This window comes from Bacillus sp. EB106-07-01-XG149, assembly GCF_058791555.1.
In genome coordinates, this window is sequence record NZ_JBYTDP010000002.1 from 216,958 (window position 1) to 232,810 (window position 15,853).

Sequence of the window (15,853 nt, forward strand, 5' to 3'; positions counted from 1 at the left end):
TTCGTATGCCAAATTTGACATATGAAAGCCAAGACCCTTTGGCAGCCTCACAGGACTACATTTAAAAGGGCTTTACTTATCGTATATGCTTACTCGATCTTGTTGATCTGTCTCTTGCAAATCAACTTCGATACGCTCTTCACTTGATGTTGGAATGTTCTTTCCTACATAATCAGCGCGAATTGGTAGTTCACGATGACCTCTATCAACAAGAACCGCCAATTGGATTTGTGATGGTCTACCTAAATCCATAAGAGCATCCATTGCTGCTCGAACTGTTCTTCCTGTATATAATACATCATCCACCAGGATAACTTTTTTCTTCGTAATATCTACAGGGATATCAGAACCTTTTACAAGTGGTTCTTCATTTTTCGATTGTAGTGTTAGATCATCACGATATAACGTAATATCTAGCTCTCCAACTTCCATTTCTTTTCCTTCAATTTGACCAATTCGTTCTGCCAAACGTTGTGCAATAAAAATTCCACGAGTTTTAATTCCGACAAGAACACAATTATCGACACCTTTATTTCGTTCCACGATTTCATGACTAATTCGTGTTAAAGCGCGGCGAATCATTTGGTCATCTAAAACGACAGCTTTCTCTTGCATGCTCTACACCTCCAAGCTTTTTTTCTTGCGTGAGAGTAATGGTATAAAAAAAGTCCTCTCAGCGTGTGCGAGAGGACTTTTGAAAAAGGGTACAGCATACCCTATGTATTTCAAACCGTTACCTTCTCAACCTCACGGGGCTGTGTTAAAGGATCATTATTTAACTGTTGTCAGTATCTCAGTTTTCTTATGATTTGTCAATACTATTTCCGTAAAATATTTAATGCGTCTTCAAACACTTCTGGAATCGGTGCCTCAAACTGAATATATTCACCAGTACGAGGATGGTCAAACCCTAAAATACCTGCGTGAAGTGCTTGTCCATTCATGTCTAATGTTTTCTTCGGACCATACTTCGGATCTCCTGCAAGTGGATAGCCAATATATTTCATATGAACACGAATTTGGTGCGTACGTCCCGTTTCTAAGCGACATTCTACAAGTGTAAAATCTTTAAAGCGTTCTAACACCTGGAAGTGCGTAACAGCATTCTTACCATTTTCATCAACTGTCATGCTTTGACGTTCTTTCTTATCGCGACCAATTGGCGCATCGATCGTTCCTTTATCATGCGGAATCACACCGTGTACAATCGCTTTGTAACGTCTTGTTACTGTTTTTGCTACAAGTTGATTTACAAGTGACTCATGCGCCACATCATTTTTAGCAACCATTAATAGTCCAGATGTATCTTTATCAATACGATGCACAATACCAGGACGCATTACACCGTTAATACCTGACAGGTCTGTACAATGGTGCATAAGTCCGTTTACAAGCGTACCGCTTGTATGCCCTGGAGCTGGATGTACAACCATACCACGTGGCTTATTTACAACGAGTACATCTGCATCTTCATAATAAATTTCTAAGCCCATATCTTCTGCTTGGATATCTAACTCTTCTGGATCAGGAATCGTTACTGTAATTTCATCGTTTTCTTTAACTTTATAATTCACTTTTACCGATTTTCCATTAACTGTAACGACATCATCTTTAATCCATTGTTGTACTTGTGAACGTGACCATTCACTGTTTATTTCTGCAACGAATTTATCAATTCGCTCACTTTTTTGTTCTTCTGCAACTGTTACTTGTACTACTTCACTCATTCAATTACTCCTTCGTTTTCTTGCCTTCTAATAATGTTTGAATAATAATTAATACAACACCAATACATAATGCTGAATCAGCTATATTGAATACTGGATAGTTGTACGAGAAAATATACACGTGAATGAAATCCACTACTTCTTGTCTAAATACACGATCAATGAAATTACCAATTGCTCCGCCTAATATTAGACCTAATGAAATCCCTAGAAGTTTGTCTGTTTTCGCATATTTTTGCATATAAATTACAATAAATACTACAAAAACGACTGTAATAATGTAGAAAAACCACATTTTATTTTCTAAAATCCCCCAGGCAGCTCCTCTATTTCGATGTGATGTTATGTATAATACATTATCGATAATCGGAATGCTCGTACCCAATTCCATGTTCTTTACAATTAGCCATTTCGATATTTGATCGATGGCAATGACAAATAACGCTATTACATAATATATCATTTTCATTTCCCCCACAAAGACAGTGTACCTCAAAATTTTAGCATAGCTGCAACCTTTTCACAATGAACCTTTATAGAAGAATAAAATAAATTAAAAAAAGGTAATATAATATCGTTGTGCGCATTCATACATTTACTTTTTCATAGAAAAATTCATGAATGGTACGGGCAGTCGGCATCGTCTTCATTTGTTTTACCGAAATTGCTCTCCCCGTTTCTTCACAAATACCATACATATCTATTTCCATTTTAAATAATGCACGTTCTACATCTTTTAAGTCCTCTTTTATATCATGTAATAGGAGTTTTTTCTTTATCTCTTCCTTAATTTCATATCCAAGCTCTTCGCTAAACTCTGTATCATATTTGTGCATGACCTCTTTAGCTAGCCTCTCTTGTAACTCTTTTCGCATCAATTGCAATTCTTCTTTGATTTCCATATACATTTCATTCACGTGTACATTCCTCCCAGCTGCAATGTACGATTAGTGTGTCCGAAATTTCTATGCTTACCTCACACACATTTTTCCTTCATAGGAAAGAGAGTGGAAGTTATTTTAATATATCATCAATAAAAAAACTGACTGTACTTACGCACAGTCAGTTTTTTTATTATTTTACATAGTTTTCTTTAACAACTGTTGCACAACGCTCACATAATGTTTCATGTTCAGCGTCTTTACCAATTGTTTCTGAAACTACCCAACAACGTTCACATGTTTCACCAGTTGCTTGAGCAACAACAACCGCTGTATGCTCATACTTCGGCGCATCTGCTGGCGCTTCTTCCATCATACCACCAAGTTTATACTCAGAAACGATGAATAATTGCTTTAAGTCTTCGCTAATAGACTCTAACATAGTTTTCATTTCTACAGTCGGATATAGCGTAATACTTGCATTTAATGACTTACCGATTACTTTCTCATTACGAGCTACTTCTAACGCTTTTAATACGTCATCACGCAGCGTCATAAATGCATCCCATTTTGTTTTTAATGCTTCCGCACCATCTAATTGTACAGCTTCTGGCATATTAGTTAATTGTACACTTTCTTCTGTTACACCCGGAATATATGGCCATACTTCATCAGCTGTATGCGGTAAGATTGGTGTTACAAGTTTCGTCAATGCAACAAGAACATCATATAATACAGTTTGAATTGCACGACGCTCTTCATGGTTTGCACCTTCAATGTATAAAATGTCTTTTGCAAAGTCTAAGTAGAATGAACTTAAATCAATTGTACAGAAGTTATGAATTGCATGATACACAGCAGCGAAGTCGTATGTTTCATATGCTTCTTTTACTTTTGTAATTAAGTCATTTAATTTCACTAACATGTAACGATCTACTTCACGAAGTTCAGCTACAGCTACTGTATTTTCACTTGGCTTAAAGTCATCTAAGTTTCCTAATAAGAAACGGAATGTGTTACGGATTTTACGATACACTTCTGCTACTTGTTTTAAAATATCATCTGAAATACGTACATCAGATTGATAGTCAACAGAAGATACCCATAAGCGTAAAATATCTCCACCTAATTGATCCATAATTTTCTTCGGTACGACGATGTTTCCAATCGACTTACTCATTTTACGTCCTTCACCATCTAATACGAAACCGTGGCTTAGTACGCCTTTATATGGAGCTTTACCTGTTACAGCAACTGCTGTTGATAATGAAGAGTTAAACCAACCACGATACTGGTCAGATCCTTCTAAATATAAATTAGCTGGACGTTGTAAGTCTTCGCGCTCTTCTAATACTGCTTGGTGAGAAGAACCTGAATCGAACCATACATCCATGATGTCTGTTTCTTTACGGAATTCACCATTTGGGCTACCTGTATGTGTAAATCCTTCTGGTAATAGATCTTTCGCTTCACGCTCAAACCATACGTTAGAACCGTGCTCACGGAATAAATCTGCTACATGGTTAATTGTTTCATCTGTAATAATTGGATCACCATTCTCTGCATAGAATACAGGGATTGGCACACCCCATGCACGCTGACGAGAAATACACCAGTCACCACGGTCACGAACCATATTATGAAGACGAGTTTCTCCCCATGCTGGTACCCATTTTGTTTCCGCAACAGCTTCTAATAATTCTTTACGGAACGCTTCAATAGATGCAAACCACTGTGCTGTCGCACGGAAAATAATTGGTTTTTTCGTTCTCCAATCATGTGGGTATGAATGCGTAATGAATGTTAGTTTCAGTAACGCGCCTACTTCTTCTAATTTTTCTGTAATTGGCTTGTTAGCTTTATCATAGAATAAGCCTTCAAATCCAGGTGCTTCATTTGTTAATACACCTTTATCATCAACTGGGCAAAGTACTTCTAATCCATACTTTTTACCAACAACAAAGTCATCTTCCCCGTGTCCTGGTGCTGTATGAACACAACCTGTACCTGCATCTGTTGTTACGTGATCTCCTAGCATAACTAATGAATCACGATCGTAGAATGGATGTTTTGCAACTGTATACTCAAGTTCGCTACCTTTTACCGTTTTCACAACTTCAGCATTTTCCCACTCTAACGTTTTTGCAACTGTCTCAAATAGTTCAGAAGCAATAATATATTTTTCATCATCTACTTTTACAATAGCGTATTCAAGTTCTGGGTGAACAGAAATACCTAAGTTTGCAGGTAACGTCCAAGGTGTTGTTGTCCAGATAATGAATTTCTCATCACCTTCTAATACGTTCTTTCCGTCTTTTACAGGGAATGCTACGTAAATAGATGCTGATTTTTTATCTTGGTATTCAATTTCAGCTTCTGCTAAAGCTGATTCACTCGTTGGAGACCAGTAAACTGGTTTCTGTCCTTTATAGATATAACCTTTTTTCGCCATATCACCGAACACTTTAATTTGTTGCGCTTCATAAGCCGGCTCTAAAGTAATATATGGGTTATCCCAATCTGCACGTACACCTAAACGCTTAAATTGTTCACGTTGACGTTCTACTTGTTCATATGCATACTCTGCACATAACTTACGGAACTCAGCAACTGTCATTTCTTTACGCTTTACACCTTTATTTGTTAAAGCTTGCTCAATTGGTAAACCGTGTGTATCCCAACCCGGTACATATGGTGCGCAGTAACCAGTCATTGATTTATAACGAACAATAAAGTCTTTTAACACTTTATTTAATGCATGTCCCATATGAATGTCACCATTCGCATATGGAGGTCCATCATGCAGTACAAATAAAGGACGACCTTTCGTATGTTCTTGTACCTTTTCATAAATATTCATTTCAGCCCACTGTTCTTGCATTGCAGGCTCACGTTTTGGTAAATTCCCACGCATTGGGAACTCTGTTTTTGGCATTAGTAATGTATTTTTGTACTCCATGCTCAATTCCTCCTTACATGTATAAAAGAAACACTTAAAAAACGGAATAAAAAAGAGACCTTCTCATCCCAAAAAGGGACGAGAAAGTCTCCCGCGGTACCACCCTAGTAGATCCTATACGTATGTATACAATCCTCTTTATATTCTTAACGCGAATATACGCCTACGCTTACTCTATTTGTTCAGCGCGGAACTCCAGGGTGATATTCCCATTATCTCCTTATCCTGAGCTTACACCATCCTCAGTTCGCTATATAAGGTATGAAAAAGGTACTTATCCCTATCTTCGTTTTTCTTAATAAATATGTTGTTTAAAATTATATGTAATAATGAGAAAAACGTCAAGCTTACACTGTTTCTTCTTTTTTCAACAGTTCATCTACTTCGTCTTCTAACTCAATTAGTTTATCCCAATCATCGTTGTTTAACATTTCAAGCTGTGTTTCTAATAACATACGGAAACGAGTGCGGAATACTTTCGCTTGTTTCTTTAGCTCTTCAATATCAAAAGCAACTTTTCTTGATTTTACTAACGCTTCGTTAATAATACGGTCTGCATTCTTTTCAGCTTCACGTACGATTAATTTTGCTTCTTTTTGCGCATTACGTTTTACTTCTTCCGCTGCTTCTTGTGCAACGATGATAGATTTGTTTAACGTATCTTCAATATTAGAGAAATGATCTAACTTCCCTTCTAATTGCGCAACTTTTTCTTCTAAAGCTTTTTTCTCACGAATGACTAATTCATAATCTTTGATAATTTGATCAAGAAACTCATTTACTTGATCTTCATCATAGCCACGGAATCCGCGACCAAATTCTTTGTTATGAATATCTAATGGTGTTAACGGCACAACGCCACCTCCAAGTAGTTATCTAAATTTCCTCTTTCAATTATATCTTTTCTTCGACAAAATAGGAGGATTTCCTTCTAAAAAACCAATCATTTTAGTATACCATACAAAATTCTCCATTTGTCGCGCTTTGTTCTACCTTCTACAGAAAACAATTTACTTCGTCCATATCCTCTCACTGAAAAAACATCTCCTGAATAACATTCATAAGAAGTTTGCTCCACTGTTTTCCAATTAACTTTTACTAAACCATTTTTTATGAAAGGTTGTACTTTTTGTCTGGATATATGTAACATTTCAGCTAACATAACATCTAAACGAAGTGAAGAAACCGTTCCAGATTTCTCTCCCCACGTTTCTTGCATCTGTAGAATTTTTTCTCCTTGCACTGGTGATAAGGAGACTTTCACTTTCCCTATAGATTGTAAGTTCATCTCAATATAAGATACAACTTCTTTCGCGACTACAATTTGGGCACGATCTTCTTGAAGCAAAATATCACCACATTTTTCTCTCGTTAAACCAAGAGACATAAATGTACCTAATATTTGCCTATGTTCTAGCGTATAAAACTTGGAAGGATAGTCAATTTCCAATACTTCTACTTGAAATTCCTCTTCATTCACTTCTAGATAATCTGGATAAATGAGTGCTCTTTTACGCTCTGCATGAGGCGTTGCACCATCAAACTGTACCGCAACATCCCCTTGACCTATTACCATAGTGACAATTTGTTGTTGTCTTGGATCAAGGAAGTCTGTTAACTTCACTTGATGGTACTCCGCTGCTCGCTTCCACTCTAACACCTTATCCACAAAGACCTCTTCATCGGGTCTGAAATGTTCATAGATGCTCATGTATTTAACCTCTTACTATAAGAAATAGCGGAATATACTTACTAAACCATTCGTAGCAAGCTTTAACGCAAAAATCGCAACGAGTGGAGAGATATCAATCATACCAAGCGGCGGAATAAATCTGCGAAATGGTTCTAAATACGGTTCACAAATACGTGCAAGAATTTCTCCAAAAGTTGATTCCTTTGCACCAGGGAACCATGATAGAAGAATGTAAATAATAAGTGCCCACGAGTAGATCTCGATAGCAGTAATTAAAACGTTTAAAACTGTTACCATGGCGTATTACCACCTCTTTATATTTGTGTCTTCTTCTTCACCGAATAACTCTGAAATTGCACCAACAATATCTACATTTTCAGGGGTACACATAAATGTTTTCGGTCCTATTTTTTGAATGTCCCCGCCTATAGCGTATACAGTACCACTTAAAAAGTCAACGATACGTACAGCTTGATCAGTAGACATTCGTTGTAAATTAATCACAACAGCTCGTCTACCTTTTAAATGGTCCGAAATCCCTTGTGCTTCCGAATATGTGCGTGGTTCTAATAAAACAACTTTTGAAGATTGCTTTGCCGTTTCAATGCTCACAACATTTTGTTTCGGTTGCGCTTTTGGAAACGCAACATCTTGTTGTTCTGGCGGATCTTGCTGCTTCTTCATGTCTGTTTGCTCCTTTTCATAACTATATTGAGCTGCTTCTTTTTCTTCCGGTGTATCAAAAAAGAAGTATTTTACTTTTGACCAACTCATAATAAGATTCTCCTTCCTTTTACGCTTTTCCTACTAAAATCGTCCCCAAACGAATATATGTAGCACCTTCTTCAATTGCAATCGTGTAATCGTTAGACATTCCCATTGATAATTCTTTACATGGCGCATGTAATAATTCTAGCTCCTGCACCTCTGTTTGTAGCATACATAACTCCTTAAAACAGCGTCTGATTTCTTCCTCTTCTTCTGTAAACGGAGCCATTGTCATTAGTCCAACCACTTCAATCTTATCCAATTCTTGCAAACTTTGAATAAAAGAAACGGTTTCTTCTATTGCCAATCCTTGCTTTGATTCTTCAGATGATGTTTTTACTTGAATAAAACATTTCACTTTCTTATCAGCACGTTTTTGAATTTCTTTTGCAAGTGAAAGACGATCTAACGAATGTAAATAATCAATTTCATTAATGATTTCTTTTACTTTTCTCGTTTGTAATGATCCAATAAAATGCCAATTCACTTTTGAACCGAAATGTTCGTACTTCTGTAAGAAACTTTCATTTCTATTTTCACCTAAATCGATAATTCCAGCTTCAATTACTTCGTTTGTTTTTTCAATTCCTACCGTTTTTGTAACCGCAACGAGTTTAATATCTTGCAACGAACGTCCCGCTCGTACGCAAGATTGTTTAATTGCTTCATTTACAGTTGTTAAATTTTTTTGTACTGTCACTTGCTTTTTTCCTCCTTAAAACCTATGAAACTCAACATTCTTCCTGTCTTACCTTGATCACGACGATGAGAGAAAAATAGTTGTTCTTCACAGCTTGTACAAAGAGATGACATTACAATATTCTCTTCTTTTATGCCTGATTGTACACATAATATACGATTAATTTCTTTTAAATTAATTGCGTACTGCCCATCAGAAATTTTTTTATAAGGGACAGAGCCGTTTACTACTTGCTCTGCTGCTGTTAATACTCGATCATCAACAACGTAACAACAAGATCCAATTGCTGGTCCAATTGCAACATGAATTTCATCACTTGAAATCCCTTCTGCATTCCATTTTTGAATCATTTCCTTTGCAATCTCTTTTACAGTCCCTTTCCATCCAGCATGCGCAAGTCCTATCATACCATGTGATGGTGCATAAAAATAGAGTGGAACACAATCCGCGTAACATGATGTTAGAAGAACATCATTATTAGTCGTATAAATGCCATCTGTTTTTGAAATGCCGTCTTCATATGAATAGACGCCACTTCCTTTTTCCTGTTGTCCTACTTTTTCAACATGATGATCATGAACTTGTTCAGAGCAAATCCAGTTTTCTAATGGTTTTTGTAACTTATTTGCTAAAATGCGTCTGTTTTCATGAACGTTCTCCACGATATCATTCACATGTAATCCTAAATTCATCGCATGAAAGGAGCCCGTACTTACCCCACCATCTTTTGTCGTAAATCCAGCAGTAATGTTTCCAAGTTCTTTCCACGCTTGTAAATACAGTATACCGTCCACATATTTAAATGGTTGTCTCATAAAGTGACTCCTTTTAATTAAAATAACATAAAAAAGCATGGTACTTCCTGTCTATTTTACCATACTTTTATTTTTTCATAATACCAACAGAAAAAAAAGAGGAATTTGTAATATTCTTTATGAAATTGTCGGTGTTTGTATTGATTCTGTTACAGAATTAACAGGATTTACTCTAACAAGTATGACATCTTCCCCAATTTTCATAATTTCCTCCCAAGGAATTACAATTTCTACATCCTTCCCAAAGATCCCTAACATACGTGCCTGTTTGGAAATAATAATAGACCCGATCTTCCCTGTGTTCATATCAATTTCAATATCTCCAATATTCCCAAGCCTTTTTCCATCTGAAACATTTATTATCTCTTTCATCTGCAACTCCGAAATTCTTATCATTTTCATCCTCTCCCTTATATATGACGAATTGAAAAAACACTGTTTCTCAAATTAACAGGAAGCACCCTCTACTAATCCCATATTATTTTCATTATATGAACACAGCTTCCCTACTATGAGCGAAGACAAACTATATTACATATAAAAAGGTTTCACCATAAATGGTGAAACCTTATCCTTGAATCGTCTTATTCATTTGTTTAATAGCTGATTTCTCTAAACGTGACACTTGTGCTTGAGAAATCCCAATTTCTTCTGCAACTTCCATTTGTGTCTTTCCTTGAAAGAAACGTTTTCGAATAATCATTTTCTCACGATCATTTAAACGCTTCATCCCTTCTTTCAGTGCTAACTCTTCAACCCACTGCTCGTCCTTTTGTTTTTCATCACTTAACTGATCCATAACAAAGATAGGATCTCCCCCATCGTTATAAATCGGTTCAAATAATGAAACTGGATCTTGAATCGCATCTAATGCAAAAACAATTTCTTCATGAGTCACTTCAAGCACTTTTGCAATATCCATTGCTGTTGGCTCTTTTGAATTTTCTGCAATCAATTTCTCTCTTACTTGTAACGCTTTATACGCAATATCTCGTAATGATCGAGATACGCGAATCGGATTATTATCACGCAAATATCTGCGTATTTCCCCAATAATCATCGGCACAGCATACGTTGAAAATTTTACATTTTGGCCTAAATCAAAGTTATCAATGGATTTCATAAGTCCGATGCAACCAACTTGAAATAAATCGTCAACATATTCTCCTCTGTTATTAAATCTTTGGATGACGCTCAGTACAAGACGTAAGTTTCCATTCACTAATTTCTCTCTTGCGCTTATCTCTCCACTTTGCATTTCACGAAATAATTTACGCATTTCATCATTTTTTAGTACGGGAAGTTTAGCTGTATCAACACCGCAAATTTCTACTTTGTTTCTCGTCAAAGTGTTCCCTCCTATCGGGAGTTGCTGTACAGTGTAAAGTATTTCCTTTGAAGGGGATTTTATGCATGCGGTTTTCTCTTCATTTTTCATTTTCGTTGTCTCTTCTCATACAACGAAAGAGAATAAGACCAGCCTAGATAACGGCTGGTCTTATTCTTTACACCATTTTATTAAATTCTTTTCGTAATCTTTTTATGATTCTTTTTTCTAAACGCGAAATGTATGACTGTGAAATCCCAAGCATATCCGCCACATCTTTTTGCGTCTTTTCCTCTTCTCCAGCAAGCCCAAACCGAAGTTCCATAATTTGTTTTTCACGATCATTTAATTGATGCAATGCTTTCATTAGAAGATGACGATCTACAGTAGCTTCTAAATCTTTTGTAATAATATCATCATCTGTACCTAATACATCTGATAACAAAAGTTCATTCCCATCCCAATCGATGTTAAGCGGTTCGTCAAAAGAAACTTCTGAACGATTTTTATTATTCCGACGCAAATGCATTAAAATTTCATTTTCTATACAACGTGAGGCATATGTCGCTAATTTTATTTTCTTTTCCGGATTAAATGTATTCACTGCTTTAATAAGGCCGATTGTTCCTATACTAATCAAATCTTCAATATTTATCCCTGTATTTTCAAACTTTCTTGCTATATATACAACTAACCGTAAGTTGCGTTCAATCAGTAACGATCTTGCTGCCTGATCTCCTTTTGGCAATTTATTCAAAAGAACTTCTTCTTCTTCTTTCGTTAACGGTGGTGGCAACGCTTCACTTCCACCGATGTAATAAATTTCATCGGTCTTAATTCCTAATTTCAACAATACTTTATACCAAAGGTATACTAAATAAAATTTTAATTTCATCATATTATCCCGCCTCCCATTATTAAGCAATTACCATTTTTTGCGAAATTAACATTTTCGGATGCACAATACATTGATACTCTCCATTGGTTGACAACTGTTGTGTATTTAATCCAATCAATACTTTGCTGACTACAATAGAACTACCTTCATGATGAATTTGCACACTGTCTGGCTTAATTGCCCATAAAAATTGATTCTCTACTCCTACTGCTCTGAAAGGAATTAAGCGTAATTTTGTCGCCCAGCCAGAATCATTTTCTGGTATTTGAGGAATCTCTGTTTTGGAATAAATTTGTTCTGTTAACCAAGCTGGCAAGCAATGCTCTAATGATGAAATATGCATAATCATAACGGGTGTTTTTGTTAACGGGTCGTAAAGTTGGTTCCCACTATCAATTAAACCTGCGAGTTCTAGTTCCTCTTCAGCTAATTGAATTTTCAATTTCACAATTTGGTCATAGTGTATTTTTGTAACCTCTACGCTTTCAATACGCTTTTTAGAAAAATAATAAATTACTGGAAAACCAAAAACAACAAACAACCAGCTAATTGGATCACCGTAAGAAATTGATTGAGATTGAACCAATCCATTTACCATTTCATTCGTTTGCAAAAAGAAATGAGTCCCAATTAACCCTCCGCCAACCATAAAGGTTACAAAGTAAAAAGTAAAAACAGTTTGTGCATAGTTTCTAAACGTTGTAAACCCAAATGCTGTATACACAATAAGTAACGAGTACAGTAGTTTCATAATTGGATGTGTCATCATAGAAGCAAAAGGAGTAAAGGCAAAAATAACAATGGTTGAACCTATAAGTGCCCCTAACACAAGCCTCCATCTTTTGATCTTCTTTTTTAACACGGTTGCTGTTAATAAAAGTAAAAGAAAATCAATGCAGGCGTTTAACAACCAAACAACGTCGGCGTAAACAACCAAACAATTCACCTCTTTTTTTAAGTTGAGACTAGTATAATGCATATCCAATAGGAAAGTGTGTCAATTTGCGGAGGTGTTTTTTTGTTATTTTGTGCTTTCTAGACAAAATCTGTCGGTAAAAAATAAAAGTATATGTTTCATAGAATACTATATCTTTTTACTTATATATTAAGTGAAACTTTAATCACCCCACACCAATCAGGCTGCCCAGCAAATAGCGGGATAAATCGAAATATATAAAATAAAAAAAGACCTGCTTAGCAGATCTTTTCTCTGTATAAAACAAAAAAGGAGCATGAAAGCTCCTTTTCTTTTATCGTCTACGACGGTTACGTAAGAATGCTGGAATATCGATGTCATCTGAATCTGTATGACGCTCATGCACAACCGGCTCTTCACGTTTCATTTCACGCTTAACTTCACGTTGTTTTGAAGGTTGAGCTACTTGCTGTTGCTGTTGTTGCGTGTGATTCGCAGTCGGACGGATAATTGGTTTTGATGGCTGCGTCGAAGCACTATCATCAAAACCAGTTGCAATTACAGTTACAACGATATCATCTTTTAATCCTTCATTAATAACAGAACCGAAGATCATATTTACTTCTGGATCTGAAGCTGAAGCTACAATGTCTGCCGCTTCTTGTACTTCATATAAGCTTAAGTTAGCTCCACCCGTAATGTTCATGATAACACCTTGAGCTCCATCAATAGATGTTTCTAATAATGGACTAGAAATCGCTTTTTTCGCAGCTTCAGCAGCACGATTTTCTCCATTACCAGAACCAATACCCATTAAAGCAGAACCTCTATTAGACATAATTGTCTTTACGTCTGCGAAGTCTAAGTTAATTAAACCTGGTGTTGCAATTAAATCAGAAATACCTTGAACACCTTGACGTAATACGTTATCTGCTTCACGGAATGCTTCTAACATCGGCGTATTTTTATCAACAATCTCTAATAAGCGATCGTTTGGAATTACAATAAGTGTATCTACATTTTCTTTAAATGCCGCAATACCAGATGCTGCTTGCGTTGCACGTTTACGTCCTTCAAATGTAAATGGACGTGTCACAACACCAACTGTTAATGCACCTAATTCTTTTGCAACTTGAGCAACAACTGGAGCTGCACCAGTTCCAGTTCCGCCGCCCATACCAGCAGTTACGAAGACCATATCTGCACCACGAAGTGCTTCTTGGATCTGTTCTTTACTTTCTTCTGCAGCTTTTTTCCCTACTTCAGGGTTTGCACCTGCACCAAGTCCACGTGTTAATTTTCCACCAATTTGCATTTTTGTTTCAGCTTTTGATAGATTTAATGCTTGTGCATCAGTATTCACAGCGATAAAGTCTACACCTTGTACACCGTGTTCAATCATACGGTTTACAGCATTATTTCCGCCACCGCCGACACCGATAACTTTTATATTCGCTAATTGATCTTGAGTAGTATCAAACTCTAACATGTCGAAATCCCCCTAGAACCTCATTTTTCGTGTCCAATTTTAATCCCATAAATAACGGAATACACGTTTTACTTTTGACATCATACGTTCATCATTTTGATTATTATTGTTTTGATTACGAGTTTTTTGTTTCGCAGGTTGCTGTTGTACCGGCGTTGGTGCTGGTGCTGGTACTGGTTCAAAATGTTCTTGCTTTTCCTGCACATTTTTTCCACGTAATTTAGCTTTTTGATAAGAATGTTTAATTAATCCTACTCCACTTGTATATTGGGGCTCACGCACACCAATATAATCAGGAGTCGCTATACGAACATTTTCATGTAAAATATCATATGCAAGATCAAGAACACCCGGCATAGAAGCAATTCCACCAGTTAGTACATAGCCAGAAGCTACTTGCTTTACTCCTAACTTACGCACTTCATCTTGAACAAACATTAAAATTTCCTCTACACGAGCCTCTATTATATCCGATAATTCCAACTGAGAATATTGTTCTGTTTGATCGCTTCCCATAATAGGAACCGTAAACATCTCTTCTTCAGATGCTGTATCATAAAAAGCATGTCCATATTTCAACTTTATTTGATCTGCATTGTCTGTTGAAGTTTTCAACCCAATCGCAATATCCTTCGTTATATGGTCTCCACCTAACGGTAATACGCTCGTCGCTTGTAACTCTCCATCTTTAAAAATAGATAAAGTTGTAGATCCTCCCCCCATATCAACAAGGGCTACTCCTCTATGTTTTTCATCTGAAGATATAGCAACTGTTGCAGCCGCTAAAGGTTGAAGACAAATATCAACTATTTCAAGACCTGCTTTTTCTACACAACGAAGTAGGTTATGTAGTAAAGTTCTCGAGCCTGTTATAAGTGTACCTTCCATTTCTAATCTTACACCGATCATCCCGCGTGGATCGTTAATCTCGTCAAGACCGTCTACGATGAACTGTCGAGGTACCACATCAATAAACTCACGCTCTGGAGCAATTGACACAACTTGTGCTGCATCTAGAACGCGTAAGACATCTTCATTCCCGATTTCACGATCTTCATTTGAAACAGCGACTACTCCGTGACAAGGAAGTAGCTGTACCTGGTTTGCATTGACACCTACTACAACTTGCTCAATGTGGATTCCCACCATGCGCTCAGCTTGTTCAATTGCTTTTTTAATTGATCGAACAGTCTCGTCTATATCAACTATCGATCCCTTCTTTAAACCATTTGATTTTACATTTCCAACACCAATAATGTTTAAGCTGTCATTAACCATTTCACCAATGATGACTTTAACATTGGATGTACCGATGTCAAGACTAACATATATTTCATTGCTGTTCATTCTTTGGCACCTCCTTCTTTATTTATACCATACAACTCAATATATGGAACAACAATCGCAACTTTACTATTTATAAGAAAAATATTCAACGTCTTTATACGTTTCCCTTTTTTAACCCTATATTTTTCTTATTTTTATTTAACATTCATTTAAGAATATCGCAGTAAACTGTGAATAACTGCTTATCTTGAAATAATTCTATTTCAAGTGTAAAGATTACCGCCAAGTATAAGTCTACACTAAGATGTACTCATAGAAAAGTGAAACTTGTACCAATCCTAGTATGAATCTAAGAATTTTTACATCTTTTTCATCAAATGAACCATTCTTGTA

The 15,853-nt window shown here is 36.3% G+C and carries 17 protein-coding genes and 1 other annotated feature; all 17 genes read right to left on the reverse strand.

From position 1 onward, the window contains the following. Nucleotides 1-72: 72 nt before the first annotated feature. The 17 genes from pyrR to ftsA all read right to left on the reverse strand — a co-directional run bounded on the left by pyrR (nt 73) and on the right by ftsA (nt 15,520). Nucleotides 73-615 carry a bifunctional pyrimidine operon transcriptional regulator/uracil phosphoribosyltransferase gene (gene pyrR / locus AC3WTA_RS07065; RefSeq protein WP_001156490.1) on the reverse strand — a complete coding sequence of 181 codons (543 nt, stop codon included), beginning with the start codon at nt 613-615 and terminating at the stop codon, nt 73-75. Between the two features lie 203 nt (nt 616-818). Next, nucleotides 819-1,727, reverse strand: coding sequence for an RluA family pseudouridine synthase (locus tag AC3WTA_RS07070; protein WP_000005846.1), 909 nt, complete (start codon nt 1,725-1,727; stop codon nt 819-821). A 4-nt stretch (nt 1,728-1,731) separates the two neighbouring features. Continuing rightward, nucleotides 1,732-2,190 (reverse strand): lipoprotein signal peptidase LspA, encoded by a 459-nt coding sequence (lspA, locus tag AC3WTA_RS07075; RefSeq protein WP_000642186.1) that lies wholly within the window; start codon nt 2,188-2,190, stop codon nt 1,732-1,734. A gap of 124 nt (nt 2,191-2,314) precedes the next feature. After that, the gene (locus AC3WTA_RS07080; RefSeq protein ID WP_001004658.1) at nt 2,315-2,644 is read right to left on the reverse strand and encodes a TraR/DksA C4-type zinc finger protein; all 330 of its coding nucleotides are present in this window, start codon (nt 2,642-2,644) and stop codon (nt 2,315-2,317) included. A 157-nt stretch (nt 2,645-2,801) separates the two neighbouring features. After that, complete coding sequence (gene ileS2 / locus AC3WTA_RS07085) at nt 2,802-5,567, reverse strand: isoleucine--tRNA ligase (protein ID WP_000455963.1); 2,766 nt, start codon at nt 5,565-5,567, stop codon at nt 2,802-2,804. Nucleotides 5,568-5,638: 71 nt separating this feature from the next. After that, nucleotides 5,639-5,863: a binding site (T-box leader), on the reverse strand. A gap of 51 nt (nt 5,864-5,914) precedes the next feature. Continuing rightward, entirely contained in the window at nt 5,915-6,421 is a 507-nt protein-coding gene (gene divIVA / locus AC3WTA_RS07090; protein WP_001131609.1) for a septum site-determining protein DivIVA, read from the reverse strand. An 89-nt stretch (nt 6,422-6,510) separates the two neighbouring features. Continuing rightward, nucleotides 6,511-7,278, reverse strand: a complete 768-nt coding sequence (locus tag AC3WTA_RS07095) for a YlmH family RNA-binding protein (RefSeq protein WP_000029705.1) — start codon at nt 7,276-7,278, stop codon at nt 6,511-6,513. A 15-nt stretch (nt 7,279-7,293) separates the two neighbouring features. Then, on the reverse strand, nt 7,294-7,557 hold the full coding sequence (locus AC3WTA_RS07100; RefSeq protein WP_000259081.1) for a YggT family protein: 264 nt from the start codon (nt 7,555-7,557) through the stop codon (nt 7,294-7,296). 6 nt (nt 7,558-7,563) lie between these two features. Beyond that, nucleotides 7,564-8,034 carry a cell division protein SepF gene (locus AC3WTA_RS07105; RefSeq protein WP_000119131.1) on the reverse strand — a complete coding sequence of 157 codons (471 nt, stop codon included), beginning with the start codon at nt 8,032-8,034 and terminating at the stop codon, nt 7,564-7,566. A gap of 19 nt (nt 8,035-8,053) precedes the next feature. After that, complete coding sequence (locus tag AC3WTA_RS07110; protein WP_000218035.1) at nt 8,054-8,728, reverse strand: YggS family pyridoxal phosphate-dependent enzyme; 675 nt, start codon at nt 8,726-8,728, stop codon at nt 8,054-8,056. Next, complete coding sequence (pgeF, locus tag AC3WTA_RS07115) at nt 8,725-9,543, reverse strand: peptidoglycan editing factor PgeF (RefSeq protein ID WP_001249693.1); 819 nt, start codon at nt 9,541-9,543, stop codon at nt 8,725-8,727. The genes AC3WTA_RS07110 and pgeF overlap by 4 nt, the downstream gene beginning before the upstream one ends. 117 nt (nt 9,544-9,660) lie before the next feature. Then, on the reverse strand, nt 9,661-9,939 hold the full coding sequence (locus AC3WTA_RS07120) for a YlmC/YmxH family sporulation protein (RefSeq protein WP_000619414.1): 279 nt from the start codon (nt 9,937-9,939) through the stop codon (nt 9,661-9,663). A gap of 172 nt (nt 9,940-10,111) precedes the next feature. Continuing rightward, entirely contained in the window at nt 10,112-10,891 is a 780-nt protein-coding gene (gene sigG, locus AC3WTA_RS07125) for an RNA polymerase sporulation sigma factor SigG (RefSeq protein ID WP_000197753.1), read from the reverse strand. Between the two features lie 157 nt (nt 10,892-11,048). Continuing rightward, nucleotides 11,049-11,768: an RNA polymerase sporulation sigma factor SigE gene (gene sigE / locus AC3WTA_RS07130; protein ID WP_000976947.1), complete on the reverse strand. Its 720-nt coding sequence runs from the start codon at nt 11,766-11,768 to the stop codon at nt 11,049-11,051. A gap of 19 nt (nt 11,769-11,787) precedes the next feature. Further along, nucleotides 11,788-12,705: a sigma-E processing peptidase SpoIIGA gene (gene spoIIGA, locus AC3WTA_RS07135; RefSeq protein WP_000261992.1), complete on the reverse strand. Its 918-nt coding sequence runs from the start codon at nt 12,703-12,705 to the stop codon at nt 11,788-11,790. A gap of 313 nt (nt 12,706-13,018) precedes the next feature. Continuing rightward, a complete protein-coding gene (gene ftsZ, locus AC3WTA_RS07140; RefSeq protein WP_492332857.1) occupies nt 13,019-14,173 on the reverse strand; it encodes a cell division protein FtsZ in 1,155 nt (384 codons plus the stop codon). Between the two features lie 39 nt (nt 14,174-14,212). Continuing rightward, the gene (gene ftsA / locus AC3WTA_RS07145) at nt 14,213-15,520 is read right to left on the reverse strand and encodes a cell division protein FtsA (RefSeq protein ID WP_001087543.1); all 1,308 of its coding nucleotides are present in this window, start codon (nt 15,518-15,520) and stop codon (nt 14,213-14,215) included. Nucleotides 15,521-15,853 lie beyond the last annotated feature (333 nt).

Coding starts and splice junctions, on each gene's coding strand:
- pyrR (WP_001156490.1), bottom strand. CDS start 615: ATGCAAGAGAAAGCTGTCGTTTTAGATGACCAAATGATTCGCCGCGCT.
- AC3WTA_RS07070 (WP_000005846.1), bottom strand. CDS start 1,727: ATGAGTGAAGTAGTACAAGTAACAGTTGCAGAAGAACAAAAAAGTGAG.
- lspA (WP_000642186.1), bottom strand. CDS start 2,190: ATGATATATTATGTAATAGCGTTATTTGTCATTGCCATCGATCAAATA.
- ileS2 (WP_000455963.1), bottom strand. CDS start 5,567: ATGGAGTACAAAAATACATTACTAATGCCAAAAACAGAGTTCCCAATG.
- AC3WTA_RS07095 (WP_000029705.1), bottom strand. CDS start 7,278: ATGAGCATCTATGAACATTTCAGACCCGATGAAGAGGTCTTTGTGGAT.
- AC3WTA_RS07100 (WP_000259081.1), bottom strand. CDS start 7,557: ATGGTAACAGTTTTAAACGTTTTAATTACTGCTATCGAGATCTACTCG.
- AC3WTA_RS07105 (WP_000119131.1), bottom strand. CDS start 8,034: ATGAGTTGGTCAAAAGTAAAATACTTCTTTTTTGATACACCGGAAGAA.
- pgeF (WP_001249693.1), bottom strand. CDS start 9,543: ATGAGACAACCATTTAAATATGTGGACGGTATACTGTATTTACAAGCG.
- AC3WTA_RS07120 (WP_000619414.1), bottom strand. CDS start 9,939: ATGATAAGAATTTCGGAGTTGCAGATGAAAGAGATAATAAATGTTTCA.
- sigE (WP_000976947.1), bottom strand. CDS start 11,768: ATGATGAAATTAAAATTTTATTTAGTATACCTTTGGTATAAAGTATTG.
- ftsZ (WP_492332857.1), bottom strand. CDS start 14,173: ATGTTAGAGTTTGATACTACTCAAGATCAATTAGCGAATATAAAAGTT.
- ftsA (WP_001087543.1), bottom strand. CDS start 15,520: ATGAACAGCAATGAAATATATGTTAGTCTTGACATCGGTACATCCAAT.